18 protein-coding genes are annotated in these 19028 nt (G+C 68.2%); 11 read left to right on the top strand and 7 right to left on the bottom strand.

Translation table 11 applies throughout. From position 1 onward, the window contains the following. Positions 1–126: 126 nt before the first annotated feature. The 6 genes from DXT68_RS10405 to ctaE form a co-directional block, all read right to left on the bottom strand. Positions 127–645 carry a GNAT family N-acetyltransferase gene (locus DXT68_RS10405; protein WP_045253750.1) on the bottom strand — a complete coding sequence of 173 codons (519 nt, stop codon included), beginning with the start codon at positions 643–645 and terminating at the stop codon, positions 127–129. Then, complete coding sequence (locus DXT68_RS10400; RefSeq protein ID WP_045253751.1) at positions 642–1055, bottom strand: RidA family protein; 414 nt, start codon at positions 1053–1055, stop codon at positions 642–644. The genes DXT68_RS10405 and DXT68_RS10400 overlap by 4 nt, the downstream gene beginning before the upstream one ends. A gap of 94 nt (positions 1056–1149) precedes the next feature. Next, complete coding sequence (qcrB, locus tag DXT68_RS10395; RefSeq protein WP_045253752.1) at positions 1150–2967, bottom strand: cytochrome bc1 complex cytochrome b subunit; 1818 nt, start codon at positions 2965–2967, stop codon at positions 1150–1152. Beyond that, the gene (gene qcrA / locus DXT68_RS10390) at positions 2964–4040 is read right to left on the bottom strand and encodes a cytochrome bc1 complex Rieske iron-sulfur subunit (RefSeq protein WP_045253753.1); all 1077 of its coding nucleotides are present in this window, start codon (positions 4038–4040) and stop codon (positions 2964–2966) included. The genes qcrB and qcrA overlap by 4 nt, the downstream gene beginning before the upstream one ends. Positions 4041–4076: 36 nt before the next feature. Further along, positions 4077–4880: a cytochrome bc1 complex diheme cytochrome c subunit gene (gene qcrC / locus DXT68_RS10385; protein WP_045253754.1), complete on the bottom strand. Its 804-nt coding sequence runs from the start codon at positions 4878–4880 to the stop codon at positions 4077–4079. Positions 4881–4900: 20 nt separating this feature from the next. Then, positions 4901–5593 carry an aa3-type cytochrome oxidase subunit III gene (gene ctaE, locus DXT68_RS10380; protein WP_082068893.1) on the bottom strand — a complete coding sequence of 231 codons (693 nt, stop codon included), beginning with the start codon at positions 5591–5593 and terminating at the stop codon, positions 4901–4903. 152 nt (positions 5594–5745) lie between these two features. Between ctaE and trpD the strand changes: the two genes are divergently transcribed. Together trpD and DXT68_RS10370 are read left to right on the top strand one after the other, a co-directional pair. Next, positions 5746–6810: an anthranilate phosphoribosyltransferase gene (trpD, locus tag DXT68_RS10375; RefSeq protein WP_045253756.1), complete on the top strand. Its 1065-nt coding sequence runs from the start codon at positions 5746–5748 to the stop codon at positions 6808–6810. A 7-nt stretch (positions 6811–6817) separates the two neighbouring features. Beyond that, a complete protein-coding gene (locus DXT68_RS10370; RefSeq protein ID WP_045253757.1) occupies positions 6818–7804 on the top strand; it encodes a PHP domain-containing protein in 987 nt (328 codons plus the stop codon). A 7-nt stretch (positions 7805–7811) separates the two neighbouring features. On the opposite strand, the gene DXT68_RS10365 is transcribed toward DXT68_RS10370, so the two are convergent. Beyond that, entirely contained in the window at positions 7812–8753 is a 942-nt protein-coding gene (locus tag DXT68_RS10365) for a 5'-3' exonuclease (protein WP_045253809.1), read from the bottom strand. Between the two features lie 203 nt (positions 8754–8956). Here DXT68_RS10365 and rpsA point away from each other — a divergent pair, with 203 nt between their 5' ends. The 9 genes from rpsA to DXT68_RS10320 all read left to right on the top strand — a co-directional run bounded on the left by rpsA (position 8957) and on the right by DXT68_RS10320 (position 19026). Further along, positions 8957–10411 carry a 30S ribosomal protein S1 gene (rpsA, locus tag DXT68_RS10360; protein ID WP_045253758.1) on the top strand — a complete coding sequence of 485 codons (1455 nt, stop codon included), beginning with the start codon at positions 8957–8959 and terminating at the stop codon, positions 10409–10411. 134 nt (positions 10412–10545) lie between these two features. After that, positions 10546–11400: an ABC transporter ATP-binding protein gene (locus DXT68_RS10355; protein ID WP_045253759.1), complete on the top strand. Its 855-nt coding sequence runs from the start codon at positions 10546–10548 to the stop codon at positions 11398–11400. Beyond that, entirely contained in the window at positions 11397–12443 is a 1047-nt protein-coding gene (locus DXT68_RS10350; RefSeq protein ID WP_045253760.1) for an aliphatic sulfonate ABC transporter substrate-binding protein, read from the top strand. Before DXT68_RS10355 ends, DXT68_RS10350 begins: the two co-directional genes overlap by 4 nt. Continuing rightward, positions 12440–13300 (top strand): ABC transporter permease, encoded by an 861-nt coding sequence (locus DXT68_RS10345; protein WP_052677681.1) that lies wholly within the window; start codon positions 12440–12442, stop codon positions 13298–13300. Before DXT68_RS10350 ends, DXT68_RS10345 begins: the two co-directional genes overlap by 4 nt. A 1-nt stretch (position 13301) precedes the next feature. After that, positions 13302–15302 carry an acetate--CoA ligase gene (acs, locus tag DXT68_RS10340; RefSeq protein WP_045253761.1) on the top strand — a complete coding sequence of 667 codons (2001 nt, stop codon included), beginning with the start codon at positions 13302–13304 and terminating at the stop codon, positions 15300–15302. Next, positions 15299–16603 carry an O-acetylhomoserine aminocarboxypropyltransferase/cysteine synthase family protein gene (locus DXT68_RS10335; RefSeq protein ID WP_045253762.1) on the top strand — a complete coding sequence of 435 codons (1305 nt, stop codon included), beginning with the start codon at positions 15299–15301 and terminating at the stop codon, positions 16601–16603. Before acs ends, DXT68_RS10335 begins: the two co-directional genes overlap by 4 nt. After that, on the top strand, positions 16600–17184 hold the full coding sequence (locus tag DXT68_RS10330; RefSeq protein ID WP_045253763.1) for a CoA-binding protein: 585 nt from the start codon (positions 16600–16602) through the stop codon (positions 17182–17184). The genes DXT68_RS10335 and DXT68_RS10330 overlap by 4 nt, the downstream gene beginning before the upstream one ends. A gap of 31 nt (positions 17185–17215) precedes the next feature. Next, complete coding sequence (gene coaE, locus DXT68_RS10325; RefSeq protein ID WP_045253764.1) at positions 17216–17815, top strand: dephospho-CoA kinase; 600 nt, start codon at positions 17216–17218, stop codon at positions 17813–17815. Further along, positions 17812–19026 (top strand): MFS transporter, encoded by a 1215-nt coding sequence (locus DXT68_RS10320; protein WP_082068894.1) that lies wholly within the window; start codon positions 17812–17814, stop codon positions 19024–19026. Before coaE ends, DXT68_RS10320 begins: the two co-directional genes overlap by 4 nt. The last annotated feature ends 2 nt before the right edge of the window (positions 19027–19028 follow it).

Genomic DNA, 19028 nt, shown 5'->3' with positions numbered 1-19028 from the left:
CCTGACAACGGAAGGGCCCCTGGGATGCATCCCAGGGGCCCTTCCTGTTCCGCGGGTGCGGGGGTGGAGCTCTGCGGACGCAGAGACCGCCCCGAGGCCTGCGGAGGCCCCAAGACGGGCGGAGGGTCAGAGCTCCACGGTCATCTGGATGCGACGGCCGTAGCGGTCGAGGTCGAGGCGTGCCTCTGTGTCGACGAGAGCGCGCTGGAACGACGTCTCGGGAATGCTCTCCAGAAAGCCGCAGCTCGCATAGAACGGCGCATTCCACGGGATCTCGGCGTACGTCCGCAGCGAGACCCGCGTGTAGCCACGTTCGCGTGCTTCCGCCAAGGCCGCCTCGACGAGCCGTCGACCGTGGCCCCGCCGTCCCGCGGAGGGCAGGACGGAAAGCTGCTCGAGGTGTGCGTGCCCTTCCGCGTCCAGGACGTGGACGAAGCCGACGGGAGAGGAATCATCTGGCGAGGAGCTGTCGGAGTCCTCGAGCACGAGGACGAAACCGGGCGCCGCGAGTCTCGACGCCCCGTCGGCGGCGGCGGGCCAGTGCGTCGCACCGATCCTGTCGATCAGAAGCGCATCGGCGTGGGCCTCGACGGCCTGCAGCGCTTCGGCATCGTCAGCGACCGCCGCACGGATGACGGCGCTCATACGCGCTGCTCCGCGACTGCCGCGATCGCCTCGATCTCGACCAGCTGGTCGTCGTAGCCGAGCACGGTGACGCCCAGCAGGGTGCTCGGTACGTCGTGGTCGCCGAACGCCTCATGGATGACGTCCCAGGCGGCCACCAGATCTCTCTGTGACGACGAGGCGACGAGCACCCGGGTGCTGATCACGTCGGTCAGCGCAGCCCCGCTCGCATCGAGCGCTGCCTTCAGAGTCTGCATGCAGCGGGCGGCCTGCGCGGCGTAGTCCCCGGGAGCGGTGGTGCTGCCGTCGTCTTCGAGAGGGCAGGCGCCGGCGAGGAAGATCAGCCGGGAGCCGGCGGGAGCTGTGGCCGCGTACGCGTAGGGTGCAGCGGCCAGGTCGGTGGAACGGATGAGATGGACTGCTGAGCTCATGGTTCGATCCTTCCATGACGACGTGAGAGGATCCCGGACATGAAGGAGGCCCTGTCCGAGAACGGACAGGGCCTCCTTCATGGGAGCGGCGATCTTACTCGCCGTCCTCCGACTTCTTCTTCGTGCGGGGCTTCTTCACCGGCTCGGTCGAGATGACCGAGCTGGGCGTGTTGGCCGTTTCGTCGACGTGCGTCTCGCTCGAGCTGAGCGGCGCATCAGGGGCGCCGGCACGCTCGTGGGCGCCCTGGATCTCGGCGGCCTCGGTCTCCTCGTTGTGAGCCTCGACGTGGTGCTGGTGAGCATCCGCAGCCTCGACCTCGGCCTGCGTGAGCGGGGCGAGACGGTCTTCGAAGAACCAGCGGGAGATCGACGAACGCATGTTCTCGGTCCACGAGATGCGGCCCTTCGCGTTCGGGCGGACGACGAGCGGCTCGTAACCGTCGACGTCGATGAGCTTCCAGCGGTCGTACTTGTCGACCGGCTGGTGCACCTCGATGAACTCGCCGCCGGGGAGGCGGACGATGCGGCCCGACTCGAAGCCGTGGAGGACGATCTCGCGGTCCTTCTTCTGCAGCGCCAGCGCGATGCGCTTGGCGACGAAGTACCCGAGCACCGGTCCGACGAACAGCAGAGCCTGGAGCGTGTGGATCACACCCTCCATCGTGAGCATGAAGTGCGTCGCGATGAGGTCGGACGAGGCAGCAGCCCAGAGCACCGCGTAGAAGATGACGCCGGCCACGCCGATGGCGGTGCGGGTCGCCGCGTTGCGGGGACGCTGAGCGATGTGGTGCTCGCGCTTGTCGCCGGTGATCCACGCCTCGATGAAGGGGTAGACGGCCACGAGAACGATGAACAGACCGAGCACGATCACCGGGAGCAGGATTCCGAACGACCACGTGTGGTCGAGGAACACGACGTCGAGGTTCGACGGCGCCAATCGCAGCGCGCCGTCCGCGAAGCCGATGTACCAGTCGGGCTGGGTACCGGCGGACACGGGGGAGGGGTCGTAGGGACCGTAGTTCCAGATCGGGTTGATCTGGAAGAACGTCGCGATCAGCACGATCGTGCCGAACACGATGAACAGGTATCCGCCCATCTTCGACATGTAGACCGGCATCATCGGGTAGCCCACGACGTTGTCGTTCGTGCGGCCGGGGCCGGCGAACTGCGTGTGCTTGTTCACGATCATGAGCATCAGGTGCACCGCGATCAGTCCGATGACCAGGAGCGGGAGCAGCAGGATGTGCAGCGTGTAGAGGCGGCCCACGATGTCGGTGCCGGGGAACTCGCCGCCGAACAGCAGGAACGAGATCCAGGTGCCGACGAGCGGGAAGCCCTTGATCATGCCGTCGATGATGCGCAGGCCGTTGCCCGACAGCAGGTCGTCAGGCAGCGAGTAGCCGGTGAAGCCCTCGGCCATCGCGAGGATGAAGAGGACGAATCCGATCACCCAGTTGAGTTCACGCGGCTTGCGGAACGCTCCGGTGAAGAAGACGCGCAGCATGTGCACGCCGATTCCTGCGACGAAGACGAGAGCTGCCCAGTGGTGGATCTGGCGGACCAGGAGACCACCGCGGAGGTCGAACGAGATGTGCAGCGACGACTCGAGGGCCGCAGACATCTCGATACCGCGCATCGGGGCGTACGCACCGGTGTAGTGGGTCTCGACCATGGAGGCCTGGAAGAAGAACGTCAGGAAGGTTCCGGACAGGAACACGACCACGAAGCTCCACAGCGCGATCTCGCCGAGCATGAACGACCAGTGGTCGGGGAAGATCTTGCGTCCGAGCTCCTTGACGAGTCCGGAGATGCTGGTGCGCTCATCGATGTAGTTCGACGCGGCGCCGACGAATCGGCCGCCGAGGGGCGCCTTGTTGTCCTTGTCCTCTTTGGACAGCGTTGCGGTGCTCAATGGCGCTCCCAGAAGCTCGGGCCGACGGGCTCGGTGAAGTCACTGCGTGCGACGAGGTAGCCCTCGTCGTCGACGGTGATGGGCAGCTGCGGCAGCGGGCGTGCGGCCGGGCCGAAGATGACCTTGGCGTGATCGGTCACGTCGAACTGCGACTGGTGGCAGGGGCACAGCAGGTGGTGCGTCTGCTGCTCGTACAGAGCGACAGGGCAGCCGACGTGGGTGCAGACCTTGGAGTACGCGACGATGCCGTCGTACGACCAGTCCTTGCGGTCCTCGGCCTCGGTGAGCTGCTCGGGACGGAGGCGCATCATCAGCACGATCGCCTTCGCCTTCTCCTCGAGGTAGCCGTCGTGGTGGCTGAGGTCTGCGAGGTCTTCAGGGATCACGTGGAACGCGGAGCCGATGGTGACGTCGGCAGCACGGATCGGCGTGCCGTCGGGGTCGCGCACCAGCCGCTGACCCTTCTCCCACATCGTCTGCTTGAGCAGCACGACCGGGTCGCCCGCGGTGGGGTCATCGGGGGTGCTGTGCGGAGCGAGACCGCGGAAGAGCGTCACGCCCGGGATGATCGAGGCGACGATCGCGGCGAACAGCGAGTTGCGGATCATCGTGCGGCGTCCGAACCCGGACTCCTCGTTCGCCGTGGCGAACGCCTCGACGACGGCCTCACGCGTCGAGTCCTTGCCCCGGGTGGGGTGGCGGTGCTCGATGTGCTCTTTGTCGCTCATCAGCGCCTTGGACCAGTGGATCGCGCCGATTCCGATGGACAGCAGTGCGAGCGCGATGCCGAGACCGATGAAGAGGTTGTTCTGTCGGATGTCGATGAGCGCGCCGCTCTCGATGGGGAAGAGCATGTAGGCGGCGACCGCCCAGATGCTTCCGGCCAGCGAGAGGTAGAACAGCGTGTAGACCGTGCGCTCCGCAGTCTTCTCAGTGCGCGGGTCCTTGTCGGTCATCCGCTCGCGGTGCGGCGGAAGACCGGGGTTCTGCACGGGATCGCTGACTGCGACACCCAGCCCCGGAGAGGGCTGGTAGGCCCTATCGAGAGCCTGCGAGTCGTCGTCGTGTGCCATGGTGCTCCTCGTACGTTCCTCTTCGATGATTAAGCGTCAGTTGGACTTCGCCGTGATCCACACGGTGATCGCGACGAGTGCGCCGATCCCGAAGATCCAGACGAACAGGCCCTCGGAGACGGGGCCGAGCGAACCGAGCGAGAACCCGCCGATCTGCACCGACTGCTGCTGGTAGAGCAGCGCCGAGATGATGTCGCGCTTGTCCTCGTCCGACAGGTTCATGTCGCCGAAGACAGGCATGTTCTGGGGACCGGTGACCATGGCCGCGTACATGTGCAGTGCGCTGGTCTCGGTCAGGGCGGGGGCGTACTTGCCCTCGGTGAGCGCTCCACCGGCTGCGGCGACGTTGTGGCACATGGCGCAGTTGACACGGAAGAGCTCGGCACCGTTGGCGACGTCGCCGCCGCCGTCGAGGAGGTGATCCTCCGGGAAGGTGGGGCCGGGGGCGGACTCCTGCACGAACGACGAGATCGCGAGGATCTGGTCTTCGGTGAACTGCGGCTCCTTCTGCGGCGCCTGCGGTCCCTGCATCTGCAGCGGCATGCGTCCGGTGGACATCTGGAACTCGACCGCCAGCTCGCCCACTCCGTACAGGCTGGGCCCGTTGGGCGTTCCCTGCAGGTCGAGACCGTGGCAGGTGGCGCAGTTCGCCGTGAACAGCTTCTCGCCGTCGTCGACGGTGAGCGTGCTGGACGCTGCGGTCTGCGTGTCGGTCGCGGCGAAGGCCGCCGACGTTCCGGCGTACACCGCACCGGTGATCATCAGGCCTGCGCCGATGAGTGCTGCGGCAGCCAGGGGACTGCGACGGCCGTTCGAACGGCGCTTCTTCTCTCGTGCCATCTCGGGGATCAGCTCCGCTCTTATTTCAGGAAGTAGATAACGACGAACAGCACGATCCAGACGACGTCGACGAAGTGCCAGTAGTAGGAGACGACGATCGAGGACGTCGCCTCCTTGTGCCGGAAGTTCTTGACGGCGTACGCGCGTCCGATGACGAGCAGGAAGGCGATGAGTCCGCCGGTGACGTGAAGGGCGTGGAAGCCCGTCGTCAGGTAGAACGCGGAGGCGTAGGAGTCCGCGCTGATGGGCATGCCCTCGGCGACGAGGGTGGCGTACTCCCACACCTGGCCGGAGACGAAGATCGCGCCGAGCGCGAAGGTGAGGAAGAACCACTCGACCATGCCCCAGCCGAACAGGCGGCGTCGGCCGGCACCGTTCTTCTGGCCCTTGCCGAGCTTGTACGGCTGCAGGTCTTCAGCAGCGAACACGCCCATCTGGCAGGTGAAGGACGAGAGCACCAGGATGGCCGTGTTCACGAAGGCGAACGGCACGTTCAGCAGCTCGGTGCGGTCGGCCCACAGCTCGGGGGAGGTGCTGCGGAGCGTGAAGTAGATCGCGAAGAGTCCCGCGAAGAACATCACCTCGCTGCCGAGCCACACAATGGTGCCGACAGCTACCGGGTTGGGGCGCTTGATCGTTCTTGCCGCCGGGGCATACGTCGCTGAGGTCGTCACCCTTCCATTATGGCCGATCCCGGGGCATGATTCTCGCATCGGGACCCTCGGATTCGCTGCCATCAGACTTAGGCGACCCTAAGAAGTCGCTGCGAATAGTCGGTGAATCCGCGGAAAAGGGCGTCCGTGGACGGCATCCGGTCATCCGTCTGGCGGTCTGCACGTTTTCCCGCGCCGATAGGATCGCACACATGGCTGATTCCGTGACCTGGTCCGACGTGCTCACCACCCTTCTGGAGCGCCGGGACCTCAGCGTCTGGGAGTCCACCTGGGCCATGCGCCAGATCATGCGGGGAGACGTGACCGAGGCGCAGCTCGCCGGGTTCCTCGTCGCGCTGCGGGCCAAGGGCGAGACGATCGACGAGATCGTCGGGTTCCGCGACGCCATCCTCGAAGCCGCCGTGCCTCTGCCGGTGTCGCCGGATGTCCTCGACATCGTGGGAACCGGCGGCGACCGCGTCGGCACGGTGAACGTGTCGACGACCGCCGCCGTGATCATCGGAGCGACGGGGGTGCCCGTCGTCAAGCACGGCAACCGTGCCGCGAGCTCGTCGTCCGGCTCATCCGACGTGCTGAGCGCACTCGGACTCGAACTCACGCTCGATCCGGCCGCCGTGTCGTCGATCCTCGATCGCACGGGCATCACCTTCGCCTGGGCCGGCGCCTTCCACCCGGGGTTCAAGCACGCGGCGAAGGTCCGCAGCGAGCTCGGGGTGCCCACCGTGTTCAACATGCTCGGGCCGCTCTGCAACCCCGCCCGTGCCGAGGCCAACGCCGTCGGCGTCGCGCAGCTCGAGCGCGTCCCGCTGATCACCGGCGTCTTCCGCACCCGAGGAGCGACGGCCCTGGTGTTCCGTGGCGACGACGGCCTCGATGAGCTGACGACGACCGGTCACAGCCGCATCTGGGAGGTCACCCGCGGTGACATCCACGAGCACGACCTCGACCCGCGCGACCTCGGCATCCCGATCGCCGACCTCTCGGATCTCCTCGGAGGGACCCCTGATCACAACGCCGCGATCCTCCGTCGCACTCTCGAGGGGGAGACCGGACCCGTGCGCGACATCGTGCTGCTCAATGCGGCGGCCGGCATCGTCGCCTTCGAGCTCTCGCAGGATGCTGCCCAGGTGCAGCGGCCCATCCTGGAGCGCCTGCGTGAGGGATACGAGAGCGCCGCACAGGCGATCGACGACGGCCGCGCCCTCGCGAAGCTCGACCAGTGGATCGGCGTGAGTCGCGAGCTGGCATCGGCATAGGTCCGAGATGGATCCCGTCGCAGCGCTGCTCGAGATCGCGTCTCTGCTCGAGCGCGAGCGCGCGTCGAGGTATCGGGCGAAGGCGTTCAGAGTGGCGGCCGCGGCTCTGCAGCAGCTTCCGGAAGACGTCAGGGCCGACCCCACCCGGCTCCGTGCCGCGAAGGGGATCGGCGACTCGACCTTCGGTGTGATCCGACAGGCGCAGGGCGGCGAGGTGCCGGACTACCTCGTCGAGCTCCGGGGCGAGGTCGAGCCCGAGCGCACGTCGGCACTGAGAGCACGGCTGCGGGGAGATCTGCACGCCCACACGGACTGGTCGGACGGCACGACGCCGATCCCGGTGATGGCCGCGGCCGCGCGAGCGCTGGGTCACGAGTATCAGGCCATCACCGATCATTCGCCGCGCCTGCGCGTCGCCCGCGGACTCTCGGCCGAGCGGCTGCGGGAGCAGATGCCGCTCGTGCGGGCCGAGTCCGGTGACGGCTTCACCCTGCTGACGGGCATCGAGGTCGACATCCTCGACGACGGCGCCCTCGATCAGGAGGAGCAGCTGCTGGGCGAACTGGACATCGTGGTCGCATCCGTCCACTCGAAGCTGCGGATGGACAGGCGGCCGATGACGGCGCGCATGCTCGCCGCGGTGGCGCATCCGCGCGTCAACGTGCTCGGACACTGCACCGGTCGCCTCGTCCAGGGCGAGCGCGGCACCCGCGCGGAGTCGCAGTTCGACGCCGAGGCGGTGTTCGCCGCCTGCGCCGAGAACGGTGTGGCCGTGGAGATCAATTCGCGTCCGGAGCGCCAGGATCCGCCGGACGAGCTGATCGCGATCGCGCTGGAGGCGGGCTGTCTCTTCTCCATCGACTCCGATGCGCATGCGCCGGGTCAGCTCTCGCTGCTCGATCACGGCGCGGAGCGTGCCGAACGGGCGGGCGTGCCCGCCGCGCGCATCATCACGACGTGGGGACTGGAACGGCTTCTCGCCTGGGCGCGGTGACCCGCCGTCAGCCCTGGCGGTCGATGCCGGCGATCGCCGTGATCGCCCTCGTCATCGACGACCCCAGGTTCCATCTCTCCGCGACGGCCGTCGCGGCGTCGACCTCGGCCGGGTCGAGGGGGCGCAGCGCATCGCCGGGTGCCTCGATGTCGAGATCGGGCGCGACGGCGACCACGGTCGGCGCGACGTCGAGGTAGTCCGTCGCGGCCAGGATCTTCGCGCGGACGCCCGCGCTCATCCCTTCTCCGGCAGCGGCGGCCGCACGGATGCCGTCGAGGTCGGCGTGGGCCTGCAGCAGCGTCGCCGCCGTCTTCTCGCCGACTCCGGTCACACCCGGAAGACCGTCGGAGGCGTCGCCGCGCATCGTCGCGAAGTCCGCGTACTGAGAGGGGAGCACGCCGTACTTCGCCACCACCACGGCATCCGTCACGATCTCGAGGTTGCTCATGCCCCGAGCGGTGTAGATGACGCGCACATCTCTGTCGTCGTCGACCAGCTGGAACAGATCCCTGTCTCCGGTCACGATGTCCACGGGCATCGTCGCGTGCGTGGCGAGCGTGCCGATCACGTCGTCGGCCTCGTGCTCGGCGACGCCGATGATCGGGATGCCGAGCAGCCGGAGGGTCTCGCGGATCAGAGGGATCTGCGCTTCGAGCGGATCGGGCACCTCTTCGACGTCCGGGCCGGCGGGGACGACCTCCACGACCCGGTGCGACTTGTAGCTCGGGATCAGATCGACCCGCCACTGCGGACGCCAGTCGTCGTCCCAGCAGGCGACCACGTGCGTGGGCTCGTACAGGGTCACCAGCTTCGCGATGATGTCGAGCAGCCCGCGCACGGCGTTGATGGGGGAGCCGTCGGGCGCCGTCACCTTGTCGGGGACACCGTAGAAAGCGCGGAAGTAGAGGCTGGCGGTGTCGAGCAGGAGCAGCTTGTCGGCGCGTGGCATGCACACAGTCTGTCAGCGCACTCTCTGCGGCGATATCTCGTCCGTCATATCCTCCCGGGATCTGATAGCCTTGACTGTCACTCGTGGCGTGCCTGTGCATGCCCGGGTGGCAGAAACCCACACCATCGCTGCAGAGCTCGAAGTCGGCCGTGCGCGGCCGGAGCCTTCAGCCCGAGTCTCCATTCACAAGGACAACCCACTACATGACTACCGCAACGACCGCCCCGGCCACCAAGCAGGTCGCCATCAACGACATCGGATCTGCTGAGGACTTCCTGGCCGCGGTCGAGAAGACCCTGAAGTTCTTCAACGACGGCGACATCATCGAAGGCACGATCGTCAAGATCGACCGCGATGAGGTTCTGCTCGACGTCGGATACAAGACCGAGGGTGTCATCCCCTCGCGCGAGCTCTCGATCAAGCACGACGTCGACCCGAACGAGGTCGTCAAGGTCGGCGACGAGGTCGAGGCCCTGGTTCTCCAGAAGGAGGACAAGGAAGGCCGTCTGATCCTCTCCAAGAAGCGTGCTCAGTACGAGCGTGCGTGGGGAGACGTCGAGAAGATCAAGGAGAACGACGGCGTCGTCACCGGTACGGTCATCGAGGTCGTCAAGGGTGGACTCATCGTCGACATCGGCCTCCGTGGCTTCCTGCCGGCCTCGCTCATCGAGCTGCGCCGCGTCCGCGACCTGACGCCGTACCTCGGCCAGGAGATCGAGGCCAAGATCCTCGAGCTCGACAAGAACCGCAACAACGTCGTCCTCAGCCGCCGCGCGCTGCTGGAGCAGACGCAGTCGGAGTCGCGCACCACGTTCCTGAACAACCTCCACAAGGGCCAGGTCCGCAAGGGTGTCGTGTCGTCGATCGTCAACTTCGGTGCGTTCGTCGACCTGGGTGGCGTGGACGGCCTCGTGCACGTCTCCGAGCTGTCCTGGAAGCACATCGAGCACGCCTCCGAGGTCGTCGAGGTGGGCCAGGAGGTCACCGTCGAGATCCTCGAGGTCGACCTCGACCGCGAGCGCGTCTCCCTGTCGCTGAAGGCGACGCAGGAGGACCCGTGGCAGGTCTTCGCCCGCACCCACGCGATCGGTCAGGTCACGCCGGGTAAGGTCACCAAGCTCGTTCCGTTCGGTGCGTTCGTTCGCGTCGCAGACGGCATCGAGGGCCTCGTCCACATCTCCGAGCTCTCCAGCAAGCACGTCGAGCTGGCCGAGCAGGTCGTGTCGGTCGGCGAAGAGGTCTTCGTCAAGGTCATCGACATCGACCTCGAGCGCCGCCGCATCTCGCTGTCGCTGAAGCAGGCGAACGAGGCCGTCGACGTCAACGGCACCGAGTTCGACCCGGCTCTGTACGGCATGCTCGCCGAGTACGACGAGGCCGGCGAGTACAAGTACCCGGAGGGCTTCGACCCCGAGACCGGTGCGTGGAAGGAAGGCTTCGACACGCAGCGCGAGGCATGGGAGCAGGAGTACGCTGCAGCCCAGTCCCGCTGGGAGGCCCACAAGGCTCAGGTTGCCAAGGCAGCCGAGGCCGAGGCAGCAGCCGGCGACGACTTCGGTGGCCAGGTCTTCTCGAGCGAGGCCGCAGGCGCGGGCACGCTGGCAGACGACGAGGCCCTCGCGGCACTCCGCGAGAAGCTGTCGGGCGGCAACGCTTAAGCATCACGCTCTGGAACGGGCCGTCATCCTTCGGGATGGCGGCCCGTTCCGCGTCTACGGCCGCTTCTGCTGTTCCGTGACGGCACATTACGTCGGCATTCGTCACAGTTCCGCGAGTTGGACAGCATGGGGCTATGACCTCCCTGCTCTCCGCGCCATCCACGGCACGCGTCCCGGCGATCGCCGGCACCGCCCAGCCCGTGCGCCTGCACGGCGTGGAGCGGAGCTTCCCGGTCGCCCGTGGTCGACGAGACGTTCTGCGCGGCGTCGACGTCGACGTCGCCGCCGGCGAGATCGTCGCGATCGTCGGTCCCTCGGGATGCGGAAAGTCCACGCTCCTGCGTCTGGTCGGCGGGCTGGACGCACCCACGAGCGGCAGCATCCTTCTCGATGAGACCGGTGTCGCCGATGTCGACGAGCGCACCGCGATCGCCTTCCAGGAGCCCCGGCTCCTGCCGTGGCGCACGATCGCGCAGAACGTCGAGCTCGGTCTTCCCCGCGGCATCGCCCGGCGCGAAGGCCGTGCACGCGTGCGCGAGCTGCTCGACCTGGTCGGTCTCGAGCAGGCGGCCGACCAGCGGCCGCGCGAGGTGTCCGGAGGCATGGCGCAGCGCGCCTCGCTCGCCCGTGCGCTCGCGCGCAACCCGGGAGTGCTGCTCCTCGACGAGCCGTTCGGCGCGCTGGACGCGCTCACGCGACTGCGGATGCACGATCTGCTGCTGAAGATCCATGCCGCCGAGCCCACCACGATCCTCCTCGTCACGCATGATGTCGAGGAAGCCCTCTATCTCGCCGATCGAGTGCTGCTGCTGCGCACGCTGAGCGGCGATGCGGAGACCGACGCGCCCTCCGTCGCGCGCACCCTCAGCGTGCCGGGGATCCGTCCCCGCGACCGGGCCGATCAGGGCCTCGCGAACCTCCGCGCCGACCTCCTCGAAGGACTCGGCGTCGACACCCATCACCGCACCGCACCCGAGGAGAACCGATGAGCACCATCACCCGCAGAATCATCCCCGCGATCGCCGTCGCCGGAACGATGATGCTCGTCGCCACCGGCTGTGTGGCCGGGGAGAACGCCACCGCGTCCGACACCTCGAAGGGTGACGCCGTCGCCTCCGGGGAGTGGTCGTCCGACACGCTGTCGATCGACTTCGCCACGTACAACCCGCTGAGCCTCGTGATCCGCGACCAGGGCATCCTCGAAGACATCCTGGGAGACGACGTCGACGTCGAGTGGGTGCAGTCCGCCGGCTCGAACAAGGCGAACGAGCTGCTGCGCTCCGGATCGATCGATGTGGGATCGACCGCCGGCTCCGCCGCGCTCCTCGCCCGTGCGAACGGCTCGCCGATCCGGGTCATCGACATCTTCTCGCAGCCCGAGTGGTCGGCGATCGTCGTCGGCCCCGACAGCGGCATCACCTCGGTCGAGGACCTCGCGGGCAAGTCGGTGGCGGCGACCAAGGGAACGGACCCCTACTTCTTCCTGCTGCAGTCGCTGGAAGAGGCCGGCCTCTCGGTCGATGACGTCGAGGTCCAGAACCTTCAGCATGCCGACGGACGTGCTGCCCTCGACGGCGGCTCCGTCGACGCCTGGGCAGGGCTCGACCCCATCATGGCCGCGGCCGAGGTCGAGTCGGGTGACCAGCTCATCTACCGCAACGTCGACTTCAACACCTACGGATTCCTCAACGCCACCGAAGACTTCATCGAGAACCACGCCGATCTCGCTCAGGCCGTGGTCGACGCGTACGAGCAGGCGCGCGAGTGGGCTCTCGAGAATCCCGACGAGACGGCTGCGCTGCTCGCCGAGGTCGCCGGCATCGACCCCGAGGTCGCGAAGACCGTCATCACCGAGCGCTCCAACCTCGATGTGAGCGGCATCCCGGGAGGCGACCAGATCGCGGTGCTCGAGAAGATCGCCCCGGTGCTCGTCGACTCCGGTGACGTGCAGGGCGGCAAGGACTCCGTCGACAAGGCGCTCGACTCGATCGTCGACGCCACGTTCGCGGAGAAGGCGGTCGGGGGCGAGTGATCCTTCCCGACCAGCGCGTGGTGGTGCCCGCGGACGCGCAGGATGCTCTCGACGCCGCTCGCGGAGTTCGGCGACGCCCTGAGGTGGGCGCACGGCAGGCCTGGGACCGTCCCGCAGTGCGCGTCATCGGCGGGTTCCTGCTGCCCGCACTGATCGTCGTCGCCTGGCAGGTGGTGACGACGACAGGTCTCGTCGCCCCCTACCTGCTCCCGTCTCCCGGCTCCGTGTTCTCGGCGGGCGTCGAGCTCGCGGAGCGCGGGGTGCTGGGCACCCACATCGCGATCTCCGTGCAGCGCGTGCTGCTCGGCTTCGCGATCGGATCCGTGATCGGACTCGCGGTCGCGGGGATCGTCGGGCTCTCGAAGATCGGCGACGTGCTGCTCAGCCCCACGCTCTCGGCCGTCCGCGCGGTCCCGTCGCTGGCCTGGGTGCCCCTCCTGATCCTCTGGATGCAGATCGGCGAGGAGTCCAAGGTGACCCTGATCGCCATCGGCGCGTTCTTCCCGGTCTACACGACCGTCGCCTCCGCTCTCCGCCACGTGGACCCTCAGCTCGTCGAGGCGGGACGCTCGTTCAGCCTCCGCGGATGGTCGCTGTTCCGCACCGTGCAGCTGCCTGCCGTCGTTCCCTCGGTCGTCGCCGGCCTTCGACTCGCACTCGCTCAGGCCTGGCTGTTCCTCGTCGCCGCCGAGCTGATCGCCTCGTCGATGGGCCTCGGATTCCTGCTCACGGACTCGCAGAACAGCGGACGCGTCGACAGGATCATCCTGTCGATCGTGCTGCTCGCGCTGCTCGGCACGATCACCAACGCTCTTCTCGTGCTCGTCGAGAAGTACCTGCTCCGACGGTGGGTGTGACGTGACAGAAGCACGTCTGCAGGAGACCCGCACGTATCCGGCGCGCGCCGGCTTCGCCGCGACCGCGAACGTCACCGCCGAGGCGTACGCGCGGGCGGCGTCGGATCCGACCCTCTTCTGGGAGCAGGCGGCCGAGCGCCTCGACTGGGCCGAGCCCTGGCACACCGCCCACGAATGGGATCCGCCTGCCGGTGACGCCGTACCCGCCGCGCGGTGGTTCGTCGGCGGACGCCTGAACGTCGCGTACAACTGCGTCGATCGACATGTCGACGCCGGGCGCGGTGACAGGGTCGCCCTGTATTTCGAGGGCGAGCCGGGCGACCGCGTCGCCGTGACGTACTCCGACCTGCAGGACAGGGTCTCGCGCGCGGCCAACGCGCTCATCGCACTCGGCATCCGGCCGGGCGACCGTGTGGTGATCTACCTCCCGGTGCTGATCGAGACGGTCGTGATCACCCTCGCGTGCGCGCGCATCGGAGCCGTGCACTCACTGGTGTTCGGTGGGTTCTCCGCCGAGGCGGTGCGATTCCGGCTCGCCGACACCGGAGCCACGCTGCTGGTGACGAGCGACGGCCAGTTCCGCCGCGGCGCCGCCACCGAGGTCAAGTCGACGGCCGACATCGCGGCCGCGGATCTTCCCGACCTCGAGCACGTCCTGGTGCTCCGGCGTACAGGGCAGGACGTTCCCTGGACCGAGGGACGCGACGTCTGGTGGCACGACGTCGTCGACACCGCCTCGTCCCGGCATGAGCCCCAGGCGTTCGATGCCGAGCATCCGCTCTTCATCATCTACACGTCCGGAACCACCGGGAAGCCGAAGGGGCTCGTCCACACATCCGGTGGGTACCTCACGCAGGCGAGCTGGGCGCACTGGGCGCATTTCGACGCGAAACCCGACGACGTGCACTGGTGCACGGCGGATCTCGCCTGGGTGACCGCCCACACGTACGAGATCTACGGCCCGCTCTCGAACGGACTGACGCAGGTCATCTACGAGGGGACGCCGGACACGCCCGACCGCGAGCGCCACCTCGAGATCATCGAGCGCTACGGCGTCACCGTCTACTACACCGCGCCCACGCTCATCCGCACCTTCATGACCTGGTTCGGCGCAGAGCTGCCGACGGGGCACGACCTGTCGACCCTGCGTCTGCTCGGAACGGTCGGTGAGGCGATCAACCCCGAAGCCTGGATCTGGTTCCGTCGTAATTTCGGGCGTGACGAGCTCCCGGTGATCGACACCTGGTGGCAGTCCGAGACCGGAGCCGCGATGATCGCGCCGCTTCCGGGAGTGACGACGCTCAAGCCCGGGTCCGCATCGGTGCCGCTGCCCGGTATCGACGCGACCGTGGTCGACGCGAACGGCGATGAGGTCGCGCCCGGAAGATCCGGAACCCTCGTGGTGCGGCGTCCGTGGCCGGGAATGGCGCGCACCGTGTGGGGCGACCCGCAGCGCTACCGCGATGCGTACTGGTCGGCGTACGCCGGACACGGTGAGCACGGCGGATACTACGTCGCCGGCGATGGGGCGACGCGCGATGCCGACGGCCACATCTGGATCCTCGGCCGCCTCGACGACGTCGTGAATGTGTCCGGCCACAGGCTCTCGACGATCGAGATCGAATCGGCGCTCGTGGCGCACGACACGGTGGGGGAGGCCGGCACCGCGGGCGTCGCAGACCCGGTCACCGGGCAGGCCGTCGTCGCATTCGTCACCGCGTCAGGACGTGCAGAGGTCTCGACTTCGCAGCTGCGACGACAGGTCGCCACCGCGATCGGCCCGGTCGCGAAGCCGAGGCACATCGTCGTGGTGCCCGACCTGCCCAAGACCCGCTCCGGCAAGATCATGCGACGCCTGCTCGCACAGCTGTGGGAGGCCGAGCAGGATCGTCGCGCCGGTCGCACGCCCGCACCGCTGGGCGACACGACCTCGCTGCAGAACCCCTGGGCCGTCGACGACATCGCCGCCGTGCTCGAGACCGCCGAACTGAGGACATCATGACGCAAGAACACCGCTTCGGGTTCCGAACGAGAGCTCTCCATGCCGGCGGTACACCGGACGCGGCGACGGGCGCCCGCGCGGTGCCGATCTACCAGACGACGTCCTTCGTGTTCGAGGATGCGACGGATGCCGGCAACCTCTTCGCGCTGCAGAAGTACGGCAACATCTACTCGCGGATCGGCAACCCCACCGTCGCCGCGCTCGAGGAACGGCTGGCATCGCTCGAGGGCGGGATCGGCGCGGTCGCGACCGCGTCGGGCATGAGCGCCGAGTTCATCACGTTCGCCGCGCTCGTCGGAGCGGGTGACCACGTCGTCGCCTCGGCGCAGCTCTACGGCGGTACCGTGACCCAGCTCGACGTGACGCTGCGTCGGTTCGGCGTCGAGACCACGTTCGTCGCGTCCACGGATCCGGACGATTACGCGGCGGCTATCCGCCCTGAGACGAAGGTCGTCTACGTCGAGATGATCGGCAATCCGTCCGGTGAGATCGCCGACATCGAGGGCCTCGCGGAGGTCGCACATGCCGCCGGCGTGCCGCTCGTCGTCGACGCGACACTGGCCACGCCGTATCTCGCGCGTCCGCTCGAGCACGGCGCCGACATCGTCATCCACTCGGTGACGAAGTTCCTCGGCGGTCACGGGACGACGCTCGGCGGCGTCGTGATCGAGAAGGGCACGTTCGACTGGGGCAACGGGCGCTTCCCGCAGATGACGGAGCCCGTCGAGTCGTACGGCGGGATCGCGTGGTGGGGCAACTTCGGCGAGTACGGGTTCCTCACCAAGCTCCGCACCGAGCAGCTGCGTGATATCGGGCCGGCGCTGAGTCCGCAGTCCGCCTTCAACCTGCTGCAGGGTGTCGAGACTCTTCCGCAGCGCATCGACGCCCATCTCGCCAACGCGCGCGTCGTCGCGGACTGGCTGGCGTCTGACCCCCGCGTGGCCTACGTGACCTGGGCGGGGCTCGAGGGCCACCCGCATCACGCGCGCGCCGCGAAGTACCTGCCGCTCGGGCCGGGGTCGGTCTTCGCCTTCGGAGTCAAGGCCGAAGACGGCCGCGCGGCGGGGGAGACGCTGATCGAGAACCTGCAGCTCGCCTCGCACCTCGCGAACATCGGTGACGCGCGCACGCTCGTCATCCACCCGGCATCCACCACGCATCGTCAGCTCTCCGAATCGCAGCTCGTGGCGGCGGGAGTGCGCCCCGACCTCATCCGGATCTCGGTGGGCCTCGAAGACGCGGACGACATCATCTGGGACCTGGACCAGGCACTCAGCACGGCGACGGGAGCGAACCGATGAGCGACACGAACGTCGCCGGGGCAGACGCCTGCGCTCTCCCCGCGCCTCAGGAGGCTGCAGCATGCGCGCTTCCCGGAGCCGCCCCGCTGCACCCTGAGCGTACGGGTGAAGGGCCGAGCCAGCAGCAGCGATTCGGCATCCTCCGACGCGCGAAGTCCGTCGCGATCGTCGGCGCATCGAACAACCCGGCCCGCGCGTCGTACTTCGTCGCGACCTATCTGCTCTCGAGCACCGCATACGACGTCTACCTCGTCAATCCGCGGGAGTCGTCCATCCTCGGGCAGCCCGTCTATGCGTCGCTCGCCGACCTTCCCGTCGTCCCCGACATCGTCGACGTGTTCCGTCGGCACGAGGATCTTCCCGGCGTCGCGCAGGAGGCGATCGATCTCGGAGCGCAGACGCTGTGGCTGCAGCTGGGGTCATGGAACGAGGAGGCCGCGGCTCTCGCGGAGGCGGCAGGGCTCTCGGTGGTGATGGATCGCTGCATCAAGATCGAGCACGCGCGGTTCCACGGCGGACTGCACCTCGCCGGCTTCGACACGGGCGTGATCAGCTCCCGGCGTCAGCTTCTCGGACGCTGAGCACGGCCGGGGCGAAGCCTAGACTGGCCGCATGGCTCTCATCGCGCTCACGGGCGGCATCGCCTCCGGGAAGTCGACCATCGCACGACGACTGGCGGAGAGCGGAGCAGTCGTCGTCGACGCCGATCGGATCGTCCGCGACGTGCAGGCACCGGGGACTCCGGTGCTCGCAGCCATCGCCGAGACGTTCGGTGCAGAGGTCATCGCCGCTGACGGCTCGCTCGATCGCGCCGCTCTCGGTGCGAAGGTCTTCGGGGACGCCGATCACCTCGCGCAGCTGAACGCGATCGTGCATCCTGCGGTCCGCGCCGAGTCCCAGCGTCGGTTCGACGAGGCGATGTCCGCCGACCCCGAGGCGGTCGTCGTGTACGACGTCCCGCTCCTGGTCGAAGCGCGGGTCGACGATCCGTGGGACCTGATCGTCGTCGCGCACGCGCCTGTGGAGGAGCGCAGGCGTCGGCTCGTGGAGATCCGCGGGATGGCGGAGCGGGCCGCGCAGGAGCGGATCGACGCCCAGGTCTCCGATGAGCGCCGCCTGGCGATCGCCGACGTGGTCATCGACACGTCCGGATCGCTGGAGCAGACGCTCGCGCAGACGGATGATCTCTGGGAGCGGATCAGCACGTCGTGACCTTCACCGGTCACGCACCCGGATCACTCGTATACCGACGCCTGATCATCGGTCTGTTCTTCGCGGGCATCGCGACGTTCGCGCAGCTCTATTCACCGCAGGCCGTGCTGCCGCAGCTGGCGAGCGATCTCGGGATCTCGCCGGCCAGCGCCGCGCTGAGCGTGTCGGCGGCGACGCTCGGGCTGGCGGCCGCCGTCATCCCCTGGTCGATGGTGGCCGATCGCATCGGCCGGGTGCAGGCGATGGCGATCGGCGTGCTCACGGCGACGGTGCTGGGGCTCCTGGCCCCGCTCAGTGCAGGGATGGAGATGCTCCTGACGCTGCGCCTGCTCGAAGGAGTCGCGCTCGGGGCTGTCCCTGCGGTCGCGCTCGCGTACCTGAGTGAAGAGGTCAGCCCGCGGAACGCCGCCGCCGCAGCGGGCAGCTATATCGCGGGAACGACGGTGGGCGGGCTCGCGGGTCGGGTCGTGTCGGGCATCGTGGGGGAGCAGGTGCAGTGGCGCGCGGGCATGTGGACGGTCGCGGGGCTGTGCGCGGTGGCGGCCGTGCTGTTCCTGTGGCTGACCCCGAAGGCGCGGGGATTCGTGCCCGGACGGTTCCGTGACGACGCCGGACCGGGGATGCTCACGCGCCTGCTGGCGCCGCTCCGCTCGGGAGGTCAGCTCGCACTGTACGCCCAGGGCTTCCTGCTCATGGGAGCGTTCGTGGCCGTGTACAACTATCTCGGATTCCACCTCGCCGAGCCGCCCTTCGAGCTGCCGGCCTGGGTGGTCACTCTGCTCTTCCTCGCCTACCTCGCCGGCACCGTCTCGTCGCCCTGGGCCGGTTCTCTGGCCTCGCGATTCGGGCGATACCCCGTGCTGCTGGGCGCGATCGCCGTGATGGCCGCGGGAGCGGCCGCGATGCTCGCTCAGGCCACTCCGATCGTGCTGATCGGGCTGCTTCTCTTCACCGGGGGCTTCTTCGGGGCGCACGCGGTGGCATCGGGGTGGGCGCCGGTGGCGGCAGGCCCCGACAGCAGAGCGCAGGCCTCGTCGCTCTACTACTTCGGCTACTACGCGGGATCGAGCCTGTTCGGCTGGGCGCTCGGCATCGTGTTCGGCGAGGCGGACTGGGTGTGGTTCATCGTCGCTGTCCTCGTGATGTGTGCTCTCGCGGCGGCTGTGGCCGTCGTGAGGCTGCGTGCATCGGCGGGCACCCGTTCCACCTGAGC

The sequence above is a fragment of the Microbacterium foliorum genome (assembly GCF_003367705.1).
In the GTDB taxonomy this organism is placed as follows: domain Bacteria; phylum Actinomycetota; class Actinomycetes; order Actinomycetales; family Microbacteriaceae; genus Microbacterium; species Microbacterium foliorum.
The sequence above is the reverse complement of the archived record's forward strand: the minus strand, read 5'-3'. Positions and strand labels throughout refer to the sequence as shown.

Coding starts and splice junctions, on each gene's coding strand:
- DXT68_RS10350 (WP_045253760.1), top strand. CDS start 11,397: ATGAGCACCATCACCCGCAGAATCATCCCCGCGATCGCCGTCGCCGGA.
- DXT68_RS10330 (WP_045253763.1), top strand. CDS start 16,600: ATGAGCGACACGAACGTCGCCGGGGCAGACGCCTGCGCTCTCCCCGCG.
- DXT68_RS10335 (WP_045253762.1), top strand. CDS start 15,299: ATGACGCAAGAACACCGCTTCGGGTTCCGAACGAGAGCTCTCCATGCC.
- DXT68_RS10400 (WP_045253751.1), bottom strand. CDS start 1,055: ATGAGCTCAGCAGTCCATCTCATCCGTTCCACCGACCTGGCCGCTGCA.
- DXT68_RS10355 (WP_045253759.1), top strand. CDS start 10,546: ATGACCTCCCTGCTCTCCGCGCCATCCACGGCACGCGTCCCGGCGATC.
- DXT68_RS10370 (WP_045253757.1), top strand. CDS start 6,818: ATGGATCCCGTCGCAGCGCTGCTCGAGATCGCGTCTCTGCTCGAGCGC.
- DXT68_RS10405 (WP_045253750.1), bottom strand. CDS start 645: ATGAGCGCCGTCATCCGTGCGGCGGTCGCTGACGATGCCGAAGCGCTG.
- ctaE (WP_082068893.1), bottom strand. CDS start 5,593: ATGCGAGAATCATGCCCCGGGATCGGCCATAATGGAAGGGTGACGACC.
- qcrA (WP_045253753.1), bottom strand. CDS start 4,040: ATGGCACACGACGACGACTCGCAGGCTCTCGATAGGGCCTACCAGCCC.
- qcrC (WP_045253754.1), bottom strand. CDS start 4,880: ATGGCACGAGAGAAGAAGCGCCGTTCGAACGGCCGTCGCAGTCCCCTG.
- rpsA (WP_045253758.1), top strand. CDS start 8,957: ATGACTACCGCAACGACCGCCCCGGCCACCAAGCAGGTCGCCATCAAC.
- coaE (WP_045253764.1), top strand. CDS start 17,216: ATGGCTCTCATCGCGCTCACGGGCGGCATCGCCTCCGGGAAGTCGACC.
- trpD (WP_045253756.1), top strand. CDS start 5,746: ATGGCTGATTCCGTGACCTGGTCCGACGTGCTCACCACCCTTCTGGAG.
- DXT68_RS10365 (WP_045253809.1), bottom strand. CDS start 8,753: ATGCCACGCGCCGACAAGCTGCTCCTGCTCGACACCGCCAGCCTCTAC.